The organism is Pseudomonas sp. ICMP 10191, assembly GCF_001467335.1.
Lineage (GTDB): Bacteria > Pseudomonadota > Gammaproteobacteria > Pseudomonadales > Pseudomonadaceae > Aquipseudomonas > Aquipseudomonas cerasi.
Map to the genome: position 1 here is coordinate 1 of NZ_LKGW01000130.1, position 13778 is coordinate 13778.

14 protein-coding genes are annotated in these 13778 nt (G+C 55.0%); 5 read left to right on the plus strand and 9 right to left on the minus strand.

Annotation, left to right across the window (positions count from 1 at the left end):
* From AO388_RS20270 to AO388_RS20295, 6 genes are all read right to left on the minus strand, one after another.
* Positions 1 to 1892 (minus strand): DUF6531 domain-containing protein (locus AO388_RS20270; RefSeq protein WP_177343134.1); only part of this gene is annotated, 1892 nt, incomplete at its 3' end.
* Between the two features lie 5 nt (positions 1893 to 1897).
* A complete protein-coding gene (locus tag AO388_RS20275; protein WP_003318825.1) occupies positions 1898 to 2365 on the minus strand; it encodes a DcrB-related protein in 468 nt (155 codons plus the stop codon).
* Between the two features lie 33 nt (positions 2366 to 2398).
* Entirely contained in the window at positions 2399 to 2980 is a 582-nt protein-coding gene (locus AO388_RS20280) for a DcrB-related protein (protein ID WP_003420357.1), read from the minus strand.
* An 11-nt stretch (positions 2981 to 2991) separates the two neighbouring features.
* Complete coding sequence (tssI, locus tag AO388_RS20285) at positions 2992 to 4839, minus strand: type VI secretion system tip protein TssI/VgrG (protein ID WP_058417006.1); 1848 nt, start codon at positions 4837 to 4839, stop codon at positions 2992 to 2994.
* A gap of 70 nt (positions 4840 to 4909) precedes the next feature.
* Positions 4910 to 5641, minus strand: a complete 732-nt coding sequence (locus tag AO388_RS20290) for a hypothetical protein (RefSeq protein ID WP_003434878.1) — start codon at positions 5639 to 5641, stop codon at positions 4910 to 4912.
* Complete coding sequence (locus AO388_RS20295) at positions 5641 to 6666, minus strand: hypothetical protein (protein WP_003434876.1); 1026 nt, start codon at positions 6664 to 6666, stop codon at positions 5641 to 5643. Before AO388_RS20295 ends, AO388_RS20290 begins: the two co-directional genes overlap by 1 nt.
* 586 nt (positions 6667 to 7252) lie before the next feature.
* On the opposite strand from AO388_RS20295, the gene AO388_RS20300 reads away from it, so the two are divergent.
* The 5 genes from AO388_RS20300 to AO388_RS20315 all read left to right on the plus strand — a co-directional run bounded on the left by AO388_RS20300 (position 7253) and on the right by AO388_RS20315 (position 9385).
* Positions 7253 to 7558, plus strand: a complete 306-nt coding sequence (locus AO388_RS20300) for a hypothetical protein (RefSeq protein ID WP_058417007.1) — start codon at positions 7253 to 7255, stop codon at positions 7556 to 7558.
* Positions 7559 to 7637: 79 nt separating this feature from the next.
* Entirely contained in the window at positions 7638 to 7991 is a 354-nt protein-coding gene (locus AO388_RS27875) for an immunity protein Tsi6 family protein (RefSeq protein WP_411269264.1), read from the plus strand.
* Positions 7992 to 8045: 54 nt separating this feature from the next.
* A complete protein-coding gene (locus AO388_RS20305; RefSeq protein ID WP_003434871.1) occupies positions 8046 to 8351 on the plus strand; it encodes a hypothetical protein in 306 nt (101 codons plus the stop codon).
* Between the two features lie 128 nt (positions 8352 to 8479).
* A complete protein-coding gene (locus tag AO388_RS20310; protein WP_058417008.1) occupies positions 8480 to 9034 on the plus strand; it encodes an HD domain-containing protein in 555 nt (184 codons plus the stop codon).
* Between the two features lie 3 nt (positions 9035 to 9037).
* A complete protein-coding gene (locus AO388_RS20315; protein ID WP_058417009.1) occupies positions 9038 to 9385 on the plus strand; it encodes a hypothetical protein in 348 nt (115 codons plus the stop codon).
* 164 nt (positions 9386 to 9549) lie between these two features.
* On the opposite strand, the gene AO388_RS20320 is transcribed toward AO388_RS20315, so the two are convergent.
* The 3 genes from AO388_RS20320 to AO388_RS29715 form a co-directional block, all read right to left on the minus strand.
* Positions 9550 to 12426, minus strand: coding sequence for a type VI secretion system Vgr family protein (locus tag AO388_RS20320; protein WP_058417010.1), 2877 nt, complete (start codon positions 12424 to 12426; stop codon positions 9550 to 9552).
* A 33-nt stretch (positions 12427 to 12459) separates the two neighbouring features.
* Positions 12460 to 13542, minus strand: coding sequence for a hypothetical protein (locus tag AO388_RS20325; RefSeq protein WP_046720170.1), 1083 nt, complete (start codon positions 13540 to 13542; stop codon positions 12460 to 12462).
* A gap of 63 nt (positions 13543 to 13605) precedes the next feature.
* Positions 13606 to 13778 (minus strand): DUF6396 domain-containing protein (locus AO388_RS29715; protein ID WP_236713924.1); only part of this gene is annotated, 173 nt, incomplete at its 5' end.

Sequence of the window (13778 nt, forward strand, 5' to 3'; positions counted from 1 at the left end):
CACAGGTATTTGGACTTGAGCGTCGGGTCGACGATGGTGTGCGGCAGGCCGTCCTCACCGTTGAGGTATTCGGTCTTGTGGCCCAGCGCATCGATCTCGGCAACGAGGTTGCCTTTGGCATCGTAGTTTGCCTTCCAGGTACTGCCATCCGGGTAATCGACCTGAGTGATCAGCGTCGTCAGGTGGTGGTACTGGTAGCGAATACTGCGGCCCAGCGGATCGGTCTCCTTGAGCAACCGGGCGAACTCGTCGTACTCGAACGCCAGCTGGTTGCCATCGGGCAGGGTCAGCCCGGTCATGTTGCCGGTGTCGTCGATCTCGATGACGTAGTGATCGCCACTGTAGTCGCGGCTCGAGGTGACGCGATGGTCCTTGTTGTAATGAATCTCCAGCTCGCGGCCCAGTACGTCGGTGACCCAGGTGGTGCGGGCCTCGCGGTCGTAGCGGAAGTGGAAATGCTCACCATCGCTGGTCTGGTGTTCGACGACACGTGGCTGGCCGTCGATGGTTTCCCAACGGTACTCGCAGGTCAGGCCCAGTGCGTTGCTGTGGCGGGTCATGACGCCATCGGTGTAACTGAAACGGCGCACTGAATCACCGTTGCGGTTGAACACCTCAGCGAGCTGACCGTTGCTGTCGTAGTGGTATTGAACCAGGGTTTCAACAGCCTCGTTGTCGACGATGCGCTTGACCGAGGTCAGGCGTGTCGTCACTTCGTCGTAATGCAGGTGCACACGCACGCCGCCCGTCGCGCTGATGTCGGTCAGCGTGCCTTGTTCGGTGCGGGTGAAATGCAGGAAGTGACCGAGTGCGTTTTCGATACGATCCAACGGAACCGGTTTGTTGTCGTCAGGCACTTCGCCGAAGTAGAAGAAGATGTTGTCCAGCGTCTGCAGCAGGTAGTGACCACCCTGCGTGCAGACCAGATAGACCTGTTCGTGGGGGTTGTAGATGCGCTGGCCGGGCGCTATGTCCACGAACGGTACGGTGCGGCCCTGATTGTCCGTAAGGTAGAGGAAGCTGCCGCGCTTGCGCAGGCTTTGCTCCCACGGCAGCACCCAGCCTTTGCCGAGTACGCTGTCGACATTCAGGTTGCTGGCGTAAAAACGCGACCATTCGATGGGCATCAGGCCCGGCAGGCTGAAGTCGATCTCATCCGGGATCAGCTTGCGGCCAGTCGTGGTGTCGACCGGGTTGCCGCTCAGGCCGCCGATCGCACTGCGCATCACAGGTTCAACCACGTAGCGACTGCCCACTTCGCCGGCGACGAAACCTGCGGTGAACTTCAGGGCGCAGGGCAGCACTGCTTTCATGCCTGCCTGCGTTCCGGCCTTGATCAACTGGGCTATACCACCTGCCGCACCCGCCACGGCCATCAGTACATCGACGGTAGTGCGCAGCCAGCCTGGAATTTCGTCGTCCACTGGCAGATAGCGATACCTGCCGCCGCCGATAAATACGTTGTCGGAGCCGCCGGAGATGGTCGCGCCACAGGTCAGCTTATCGCCTTTGCGCGCCGCCGCCACACTGTTGATGAAGACGTTGGTCGAACCCTCGGCAATCTTGACCGGCCCCGGATGCTTGTCACAGGCACCAATGCTTTTTTCAACATGCGCTGCCTTGCGGTTGTTGATGTACACATTGGGTGAGGCCGTGATGATCGTGCCGGAAGGGGAGGAAAACATACTCCCTATGGCCTCTCCTGCGGCGGTGAGCAGGCTACCTCCGACGCCTGCTGCAAGTCCTGCCAGAAGAGCCACGCCGAACCCGCACGTGAAGGTTGCGATCGCCACCGTCGCAATGAGCGCAATACCGAGCACAGCCCCGATCAGGAAGCCCCCCAGGGCGCCGGTATGCGATATTTCGTCACCAAAGCGCGCGGCCTCGAACATGAGCGTTACTCCTGTTCGCTACCGTTGGCTGGAGAAGTGTCGGCCACGCGAGGCTGGAAACTGGCCAGCAAGTTTTCCCAGTCCTGGGTCTGCTCGGCACTGAAGTCCGTCTGGGACGTGGTCGAGAATACGATCGCGCGCTCAGGCTCGATCAGAAACGCCGCCTGGCGTTGATAGTAAGGACGCCCTTCGGTCATGTAATACGCGTCGATCTGAATACCTTCGAGAGGGGCCACGGTCGATAGCGAAACTGCTTTTCTATTCAGCAGCGTGTAACCGCGCAGCTTGGACGAAAGCATTTTGACCTGGCGATCAACATAGGTTTTCAGGTGCTCGGAAGGTAGCAGAGTGTCTCTGGAGACCGTAATGCTCAGCGGGGCAGGCAGCGTCGAGCCCATCACGAACATGTTCACTGTGCGGTCCTGAAATCCCTCTGGCAGCTTGATACTGCCTTCGTGCAACTCGTAGTCCATGTGATAAGAATTCCTGAAATCAAAAAGAAACAATCACTGTGCGGCGAGACCGCCCAGCATGCTATCGAAATCCGCCAGCCAGAGGCTGAGGTCCGGTTTGGTCGGATCGATCAGGCAAGAAATTTCCAACCACTGAAGCACATCCTTTCCGGCAAGGGGAACAAGCGCACCTACCAGACGTGCGTGTTGTTCTGCGCTGCCTTCTTTGAAGTGGAAATCCAGCGCTTTCGCAGTACAGCCCACCAGGGTGCAGTCCCGCCGACGAATAATACGGAGTTGAGGGTCGCGCTCACGAAAGGTCTGCACCGAGCTTTCGAAAAGTGCTTCCAGCGCCTCACCCTGCATTACGTCTCTGCGTTTGACAGACAACATGAGCGGCTCGCCTTTGTACTCAAGCGTAACCTGGACATCACGAAACAGGGCGCCCTCAGGAAAGGCCAGATTAAAGCCACCAAAATTGAAACTGCTGGGCACGTCCTGCAATGGCGTGATCGGTTCTGGCTCAGGCTCGGGGACAGCTTCAACGACCGGAGCTTCCAGCGCCGCCTTGCGGGCTGCCTCCTCATCCGCAATACGTTTTGCGGAAATACGGTCGTAGAGACTTGTTCGTTCCATGCCCTGCGTTCTCACTTGTTGATGTCGACTCGGTCACCTTTGACGAAGGTGCTCTCGCCAAGAACATTGATCACTTTGCCTTTTATCTGGATGCCTTCCGGAGTGATCGAGATGCTGCTGTCGCCCACTTTGAGAAGGATGTACTGCTTGGCATCCACCTGAATGAATTGGTTGTCGACCTTTAGCGTAAACGACCCCTGCTGCACGTTCGTCACAGTATCTTTCTGGATGATTTCCGTATTCGTGCCGCCGACCGTCACCTTGCGGTTATTGCCCACCTCGTGCTTTTCATCCAGCTCGATCTCGGTGTCCATGTTGCGCTCGGCATGCATGATCANCACCTGTTCGGCACCGGCCTTGTCTTCAAAGCGGAAGAAGTTGGCCGTACCGCCATCCCCCTTGGCCGAACGCGTCAGGAAACCACTCTGGGTCTTGTTGGCAGGCAGCGACCACGGCGGCGTGTTCTGGCTGTTATACAGACTGCCCATGACGAGCGGACGGTCAGGGTTGCCATCAAGGAAAACGACCACCACCTCGTCACCAACGCGCGGGATCTGGATGCTACCAAAACCGCCACTTGCGCCGGATTGAGCGACGCGGACCCAGCAGGAGCTTTTGTCGTCAAACTTGCCGTAGCGGTCCCAGTGGAACTGCACTTTTACCCGGCCCATTTCGTCGGTGTAGATTTCTTCGCCGGGCGGGCCGACGACGATGGCGGTTTGGGGGCCGGAAATGCCTGGCTTGAGCAGATCCATCTGAGGCCGGAATTTGATTTTTTTGCGTACACAATAAATTTTATTAGCGTAACCCGCCTGACTGTCTGAGGTGTAATTGTTGCTGCCGCGATGCTCGATATTCATTAACAGGAACTGCCGATCATCAGGAGAGCCCGTGTCATGCTCGTAATGTTGCGTCAGTTCAAATGTGTAACCTGGACGCATCGCCCGACAGTTGCTCGACCCTACGAATGTCTTACCTTTCAGCTCCAGTGCTTCGATACGATTACGCACGAGGAGCTCACCATCTTCGGGCGTGCCGTGCGTGTACTGCCCCATGTAATCGAAAATTTCATACGATGGAACATCGCCCTGTTGATTAAGGCTGTTCATCGTGACGGGAATACGATTTCCTGGCTGCCGGTAATCGAAGGTTTGTACCGAAATCTTGCCAGCCTGGAATTCCCGGGCTGAACTCCAGTGGGTGATGGAGTCAGAGGTTTCGGTTACAGAAGCTGTATGGAAGCGAACCTGAGGCTGCTCTGGAAGCGGTGTGAGTACAGTCGAGTCGTCCATGATGATCAGCGTATGGCTGTCCGCCGTATGCTCAAAGTAGAAGAACAAACCCTCCTGCTCCAGCAGGCGCATGACGAAGTGACTATCGCTTTCGCGGTATTGGGTGATGTAGCTGTATGGCTTGAGCGTGCGATTGACACGGAACTCGTACTTCGCAAGCCCATCGTAGCGACCCAATACCTTCCGGATCACCTGCTCCACTGTCTGATCCTGATAGATCTGAGAATCGTACCTCTGCGCAATCAGGCTCAACCACGAGCCTATGTAGGCTGAATAGCGCGACATGCCACCGTCGCTGCCATTGTTACCGAAGCTCAATACATGACCGTTAATGTAACGGCTGCCTCCGGTGGCGAGTTCGATTTCAATGGTCGCGGACTGCCCTATAGCGGACTTTAGCTTTACGCTCGCGTCATCAGAAATCAGATCGAGTTGAAACCCGAAATCAGCCGATAAACCTTCACTACCGGCGAAGGAATCAAGCAACAGCTCCTGGCCACCCTTGAGGGCCATCGTCAGCTTGAACAGTCGTCTGTTCTGCGCCGTAAACAGTGAGGATAGATCCATCGCTCCAATTACTCCTTAACCGATAGCACGTCGTTAGGCTGGGGCAGCCTGCTCATATCATTATCAAACATCACGCACCCGACGATTCGCGTAGGGAAGCGACCCATCTGAACAACCTGCTTAGCCACCAACGACTGCGAGCTTCGCGAATATCATCGATTTGCATAAAGGTGTAGGGGGCGGGCATGGTCTTTTCCTGGATGCGTAGGGTGCGCAGGCCTCTAATAAGATGACGGGAATGGATAAGTATAAAGATGCAACCGAATAAAAAAAGCAGGATTATAAGAATGCCTGTTGTCAGTGAGGTGACAGACCTTATAACTACAGACGCTACGAGTGTCCCGGCGCCTGCAATAATGCCGGACTGGAAGCTGGATATATCGGGGGCGCTGAAAGAAACTTTATTGCCAGATACTTCAAATGGAAAGTTTTTTGTCGGCGTCAGGTAGATAAATAAGTATACCAACATGACAAAGGCTAATATAGATAAAGTGGCAGCCACTCCCAAGAGTTTGGTTCCACCTAAGTCATCTGTAACAACCATGTAGCTTACGCATGCTGGTGCAAAGGCAAGAAGGAAAATCAAGAGTGTGAAGTAGCTCGAGGCAAATAATGTATACCGCTCACATGTATATTTTATGTAAAGCATATAAATAAAAGCCGCTAGCGATAAGCACCCGTAAATCCACCAGCCACCCGAAAAGCTTACTGGCCCCATAACGCCAAGGGTCACGGTGAGTAAAAATATAGCTATGGATGCCTGCTTGACCGTTCGCGCGTCTGGATCGTAAATAGTGCTCATTATGGCAGGTATTCCTTGATTGCTTTCTCCGCCATTTTATCTCCACCGGTCTTCGCCATGGCATATTGGGCGAGTAGACCAGCCCCCCATCCGATGGCTATGACGGCCACCAGCGGCGTGCCAACAAAGCCAAGTCCAAACGTCACAATAGCACCGACGGCGAATGCGGCGACGTTGGTAGGTTGGCTCTCCGCTGACTTTCTGTAAAACTCCTCGTTACTGCTTGAGCTTGTCCAGTCTAGGTAGGCTTGGGGCCCGACTGCGAGGGCTGCGCCCATGAGAGTGCCATTCATCACCTTGAGACTGCCTCTAGCCCCGTTGGCATGAAGGTGCACTCTTTTATTAAGCTTGCTTCGAGCTTCATTTACAGGGATTTTTACAGATGACTTACCAATCTCACCTAATATCTTATAATCTTTGGCTTCAAGGGTAAGCGGGATATCCAAGAATAATTTTCCACCGATACGCAGCACTTTAATTCTTCCTTTTAAGGCCTTGCCCGCGGTGCTGGCATTAGGTCCCCCCCTTTGATTTGCCCATTTGCGAAGTTTAGTATGCTGCGCTGAGGTTAGATCAAGCATGTCAGATACTTTTTTGGCTTTGGTTGCGGCCATGATGAGGCCAGAGCCGCTTGCCAAGGTTCCAGGTATATTTCCTGGAGAAAACATGAGCTGTCCGAGTACCGGAATGCCCGCTGCTGCTTTCTGCAAAGACTCAAGCGCGTCAACCGATACGTCTTTGGCCTGGCTCAGGTTTTGTAGCAGTCCCCAGAGCATGGTCGCCATGCTCTCAGCTTCTTCCGGGTTCATCTGCTCATCAGGGGAGGAAAGCTGACTTATCAGAAGTAAAGCCGCAGTGTAATCATCCGTGGCGTACTGCCCCGCGATACTAGGACTAGGAGGACGCATGTAAAAGCTCATGGCCGATTCGCCTGCAAAGCCCTGCTGACCACTACCCAGCAAGCCAGTCTGCTTGCGCTCACAGGTCAGAGCTGCGGAGGTAGGAGGGGTCAGGAATTTATTCATGCGCGTGCCTCGTTGACTGCCGCATGACGTCGGCATTTATCAAGCTGATCGGTCCGAAAACCAAATCTACCAAAATTGACGAGATAGCAATACTTTTGATGCCATCGCCGCCGCGAGGGGCCGGCCTGATCCATGGTCATGTACATATCCTTGAACGTACGTACGTCTGTTGCCGCAACTGAACGCGAGTCAGGGCTTGGAAATTGAAGCCGTCAGATAGCAACGTATCCCTTTATTCGGTATTTTTCTACGTTTCACGTCTATCAAAAAAGTGCAATATTTCCGAAAAAATCGTAGGAGACGTACTACCTCAGCTTCTTCCAAGACCTTCTGCTCCTACCGAGCCACCGAGTGAGACAGCCAGAAAATGTGAAAGTGCCGCAGACTGACCAGAAAGCTAATACTTTTCTTAGAGCCTTTTCGGTCTTACAATTCTTGAGGGAAAAACCTGGCCTCTGTAAGGTGCCAGTCATACGGCGGGACTGACACGGCGGCCCTTGTTACGGCACCCATGGACCACGTTCCTGGTAGGAAGCTGTACAAAACTGAGTGGCCCCTTTGAAAGCCCAGGTTGCAGGAGATTAAAATGGACATGGATAAAGTTGAGTTCTCAGCAAAAAAGTTGGAAGATAAATTAGAGGAGTACTCATCGAAAGATCCTCAGGCCTTACATCTCCATAATGACCTGAGACCATTGCTGGAGTTGGCAAAGTCGAGGCGGATTTTAACCCCTATAGAGGTGGGAGCCGTTCCGGGGCGTTATCGCTTTACCGAGAATGGGCTTCAAGAATACAGTGATTTAGAGCATGCATTTGCTGTATTTTCAATTGAGATTACGGGCGGGGAACCTCCACTTTTAAAAATACTTCGCGCAGAACGAAATCGAAAATAGCTCGTCCGTTCTGCAGTGATGAAGCGTATTCTGTATTAGGGGCAAGCCGATAATAAGGTTTAAGTCCGCCAAGGAGTTCATAGAGCATGCTGTTTTACTTACCGAAATTCGTATAAGTCGCCACCCTGCGTTTTCGATATACGCAGCAGTTCTAAATCAGCCTCTCTATATAAAATCAATTCTTGAGGTTGTTGAGGCAGACAAGTCCGGACTTCACAAGCTTTTTATCGGGGCCCTTGCAGTCAAGAGGTTCAAAGAAAAAGATTACGTGCTGGCACAAGCCCCGATGAATGTTTATTACATTGCGAATCAGTCAGCAAACGGGCTGGAAATTAAACTTCCCGAAGGGTTGTGGCATCCTTTAGGAATAAATTTTATAATGGTTGCCCTGTGCAGAAAAATTTGCAATTTTCTCTCTTGGGGCCGGTTGTAGGTTTCTGCTTTCCTTCGTCCTTCTGTAAATTCAGCTGCCGCCAAAATCATTATTATGAATATTGAACATCTTAAGCAAAAAACGCAAAAGCTGCGTGAAGTGATTGAAGATTTGAAAAAATCAGATCACGTGGTTGAAAAGCTTCGAGCTGAGATCGAACCACTGATGAAGCTGGCCGAATCCGGCATGATAACAGTTAAGTTGCAGTGGCGAGACATTCCAGGGCGTTATCTATTTGCCGAAGAGGGTTTGCAACAATATCCTCATCTTGAGCATGCTTTCGCAGAGTTCAGGATTGAGCTGACTGGTGGAGAGACTCCTTTGTTACATAAGTTGAAAAGGGAAATGGGCGAGGAGTGAAGGTGAGTGTCACGGGCAGTTAATTTTTACTCTGTGTGGCGCACATGCCTTGCGGTCCTGATGCTGCATGACCTGCTTTCTGAGATGTAGCATATGCTCCGATGAGAATCTCAAGGAATCTGAACCAAATGTCCAAACCGTGCCCGCAACATCTCTACAACAAAGCCTGGCTATTCGCATGCCATGCCCACGTCGGCCAAAAAATGACAGGCTCGGACCTTCCTTACACCACCCACGTGGCGATGGTTGCCAACGAGTTGATCTTCGCCCATCGCGAAGAATCCGTGGGCGCGCTTGAAATCGCCTTGCCCACAGCGTTGCTGCACGACGTGCTGGAGGATACGCCGGTGACTCAGGATGAGTTGGCTGAAGCATTCGGTGTCGAGGTGGCTTCAACGGTGGCGTGCCTGAGCAAGAACCTGATCGTGCCGTTTTCCGAAGCGCTTTATTTCGCAGGGATCGCCAGGCATTCCAAAGAAGCTGCGTCGGTCAAGTTGTGTGATCGCATCACCAATCTCCAGTCAGCGCCGCCCACCTGGAAGAAGGCAAAGCGAGCGTCGTATCTGGTGGAGTCGGCGCAGATCCTGGCTGCCTTGGGGCATGCGAACGGGTATCTGCGGCAGCGCCTCATCGATACGATTGTGCGTTATGAGGCGCTTTATGTTGATGGCTTTGAAGGCTGAATAATGAGCTCTCATCATTGTCGGATCGAGAACGGGAGTCTCTGGATAGAAAGTCAGCGAGTCTGCCTTCCTTACCCGGCGGACACGTTTCTGCTGTTTAAGGGGATAGTGCTAATCAGGCTTGAATCTCCGCCGGGCGAGGGCTTCAACCGGAACATCTTCGCTTTCTCGATGGCTGGCGAAGTGCTCTGGCAGATCGAGGAAAGCCCGCACGGTACGCAGGCGGACAAGCCGTTTATGAGTCTTCACTGCGATGACAACGCTCATGTCATCGCAGATTGCTGGAATGGTGTGACCTACTCGGTGAATGCGGAGAATGGGAAGATTCAAGTTATCCAGTTCAACAAATAGCCGCGCTTCCGGGCCGGCTTTTTGTGGATACCGAATATCAGGCGATCTACTACTTGTGCCAAGCCGCTATCCACTTGCACAGCCTGCCCAACAACCATCTCCTACAAGCCTCACGAATGTCATCGATTTGCACGATAGGGTAGAGCGTAGACACGCCAAAGCAATCACGCGTCCGACTCCGGGTTGCTCAACTGGTCATACCTGTTACGGAACAGACTGCGATTGTCGCTCGGTTTGACGTCTGGGTGCGAAGCGCTTTCGTGGCGGTGAAGCCCGCGGTTGGCCAGTTCCGCATTTTTGGGATCACCTTTGTAATCGGCGGCTACTGGCAGGTCATAACTGACGCCGTTACTCAGGTCAATACGGTACTGGCTGGTTGTAACGTGATGGTCGATGCTGATCTGTCCGCTGGCGTCCATCACTCCTTTTTTGATCTCGGCCCCGTCTGCAAAGATGGTATACGGCTGACCTGCCCATGCCTGATAGCCCGCCGCACTACTAAGCCCGGCGTAGGCTGTAAGCTTTTGTTTGATCGAATCGGTCGGCCACGCCGGATTATCCCGATTGAGCTGCGCAGGGCCGTCGAAGGTCTTTTTCACGCCTTTTACATCGATGGTTCCGGGGGCATGAATCTCGATATTGCCGCCTTTGATGCGGATGTACGCTGCGCCGCTGGTCAGCAGGATTTCTTCCTGCGCCGCAATCTCGATGGTGCGGGCGGTGGAGGTGATACGCACGCTTTCTTTCGCGGTCAGTTCAATGCTGTCGTTTTGTGCCTGTATCTCAACTTTGCCCTTTGCTGCAAACAGCTTGGCGCCTGCCGTTTGAGCGAACAGGCTGATGCTTTGCGCGACACTCACCAATAGCGACTTTCCGCTGGCCAAATTGGTGTCTTCACCGGTCGAAAGCGTTAACTGTTTGCCGCTGTGGATGTGAGTATTTTGCGGGGTGACGGTCGCGATGTCGGCCGGTGAGGATGCGACCAGCAAGGGCTTTTTATAGCCTGACGTCTGGCCACGGCCGCCGCTCATGATTGCCGCCTTGGTGTCACCGCCGTTACGTTGCTGCGGACTGCTGCTGACCGGGCTTTCGCCGCCGCTGCCGTAATTGGCCTGGGTATCGGCGTTGAGCTGGTCGAGACTTTCAATACCGCCCGGCATGGGCAGCGCATTGTGCTGCTCGGCAATTTCCGACAATGCCTTCACTCGTGCCTGAGCGTTGCTCAGGTGCTGCTGAGCTTCCTGAGTATCAATCTGCCCACCTTGTGCCTTGTTGCGCGGCCATGTGCTCAAGTACAGACCTTGCTGGGCACGCAAGGCACCGTAGGCGTCAGTACGCAACTCGAAACCTGCGCCTCGCAGTGCGCCTCGTGAGTTGCCCTGTTGGTCGATCAGGTAACCGAGGTTCAGCTGACTATGCCCATGGCTACTGTGGATCTGGGTTCTGACCTGGCCGGTGGAATCGTCCATTACCCACTGGTTATAGCCGCTCCCCTGGATCTCCTGACTTTTATAGCCACTCATCAGGCCGCTGGAATGCCATGCAGGCTTATGTCCGCCGTAGACCTGTCCCATGATCAGCGGACGGTCGATATCGTTATCAAGAAAGGTGACGACGACCTCTTCGCCAGCGCGCGGCACATTGACGCTGCCCCAGTCCTGACCGCTGCTGGGTTGCATCATGCGCAGCCAGCAAGAGCCCAGTTCACCGTCCTTCATCAGGCGATCCCAATGAAAGCGAACGCAAACCCGATTCAGATTATCGGTGAAAACCTCATGCCCGCCGGGTGTCACGACGACTGCTGTCTGCGGGCCGGGGTGGGCTGGTTTTTGATGGGTAAACGCGCTGCGATAGGGAATATCCAGACGCTGTGTTTCAAAGCGATTCAGGTAGAAGCCTTCATCGCCCGCCGGTAGCGAAGCTTGCGTCTGCAGTGCATCCAACTGTGCTTTCAGGCTTCCGGGTGGGCTTGATCGCGTTTTGCCGATCGGCAGGTTGCTCTGCACGAAGAACTCCACGGCGACGATCAGGAACTGACGGTCCTGGAGCGTCTTGAGCTCGTAAAGCGGATGCTGGGTCAGCTCAAAGCCATGACCGGGCTGCATCTGACGAGCCCCGCCCTGGCCCTGAATGCGACGGGCTGCCGACTCATCCTGTTCGATCTGCACGCGTGCGAGCCATTCGCCTCGGCCGAGGCTCTGCCATGCATACTGGCCACGGTATTGGTAGCGCTCAAGGTCAGGTGGCGCCGATGCGGCAGGCAGTGCCATGGAGTGAGTGATCTGTGGCTGCGCATGACTGCGGTATTCGCTGCTGCGCCACTGCACCAGACCATTGAGAAGGCGGGCGCCGGGGCTCCACTGGGTGATGCTGTCTTTCAGGTCGGCGGCCTGCTGGGTATGAAAACGCAGGCTTGCGGGGTTCAGTGTGGGCAGAGAGTCAATGTTGTCGGTGAACACGATGCAATGACTGTCGACCTTGTGCTCCACGTACCAGAAAAGGCCTTCCTGCTCGCACCAGCGCTGCACGAAGTTGGCGTCGGTCTCGTTGAACTGCGTCACGTATGACAGCAGCGGGTAGTCGCGTTGCAGGTCGAAGCGGTAGTTGGCCCGGGCCTGGCTGTAGTGCTGAAACACCTGAGCGAGGATGTCCGGCAAGCTCATTTCTTGCCAGATCCGGCAATCAATGCGGTATTCCAGCAGGCTGAACCACGGCGCAAAGACCAGCTGCCAATCCTCGAGCCCGCCATCGCTGCCGAGATAACGCACGCTCTCGACCCAGCCATGCCGAGGGCTCAGGCTGCCGTCGTCGAGACGGATGCTCAGTTGCACTGCCTGACCAATCAGCTTTTCCGGGTCGAAATCGGTGGTCTGATTGATCACGTCTACCGTGTAGCGTGCCACGTGGCTCAGCCGCTCAACGGCATGCGCGCGCAGGGCAAACAGCTCCTGACCTTGCGGCGTGTTCAACTCCAGCAAGCGACCGGCCTGACTGAGCGGTCCGCTGAAGGTGTTAATGGCAGCGTCGAGTATCGAATTCATAGGTACATCCCTTTCTTGCAATTCCCTGGGTGATCAGCCGATCAGCCAGCCCTGAGTCTGATCCGCGCAACCACGGTCCAGTATCCATGCGGCGCTGCCCGGTTCTGCGCTGGCAGCCAGCCACGCCAGCCCGATCTGCGCCCATTGCTCAGTGGCAGGCCCGACCCGAGCGCTCAGCGTGTTCAAACGGATCTGGCGTTCCAGATCGAGGCCGGACAAAGAGGATCGAGCGTAATGATGGAGCTGCTGCAAACGTTGCCCATCGAAAGCGCCATCACCGATCAGCACCTTGATTTTCTCCGCGTCGAAGCCGGTTCGGGCGCTTAGCCCGGCCATCAGGCTTTCCAGCACCTGCGTGTCGTTGCGGGTCTGTGAGTAACGGCTGACATGGTGTTCAGTGACAGGCGCAAACAGTTTCAAAGCGCCTTCGCGCAGCGGTTCAGGGGGGCTGGATTCGCGTTGCAGCAGAACCGCGCTGACCGCCTCCCCAGCCATTTCGCCGGGTTCACCCACCTTCATCTGTTCCTTGCACGCCCAGGTATCCAGGCTTAGGCACAAGAGGTAGGGCGCACCGTAGCTTTGCCCCAGAACCTCGGGCAGCCATTGCGCCACCGGCTGAGTGGTGACTTCAAACGCGTAATAAGGCAAACGGTCGCGAGGCCACAACCTGCAAACCGCGGCCAGCCAGTCCAGCTCACTGAGTGCCGTAGGTGTAAACAGCATGACCTGAGTGTTCGCCCAGTCGACCTGCGAACAGAACGCCTCATCCCACTGGGCAAACATCGCCATGAGAATCTCGACAGCCCGCCCAGCCGCATCGACGGCAGGCGACCGAACAGCCGGTGTATCCAGGCGACGCAGAGGCCGTCGCAAATTGCGCGAGTCCACCAGGCGTGGATCATGATCAAAATCCGCACGGCGCAGCGCCAGCTCATCAGCCGTCAGCGGCGCGTCGAATACACCGCAAGGCAACCACACCCAGGCATTGACCACCGCCACAGAGCCAGAGGTGAAATTGCCCTTCGGCACCTGCGCCTCGACAACGCGCTGCCGCTCAAGATCAGCCAGACGCTTTTCGGACAGGCGATCATAAATACTCCTACGTGGACCAAGCATTTCTTTTCCTTAAGAGCGCGCGCGAGGTTTTGGATATCGCGCTGTCGTGCAAGTAGAGATCGTTTACTTTTTAACGGCTGCCAAAGGCATGCCTGTAGCAGGGTCGAGGTTCTTTTCAGCCGCAATCCGTTGAATCAGCTCTTCTGATGGGGGCGAAGGTGGCGCGGCGGAATCACGATCACGCTTCCATTTGAACGTGCCGTCCCACTCGGGCAACGGTGCTGGAGGAAGTGGAA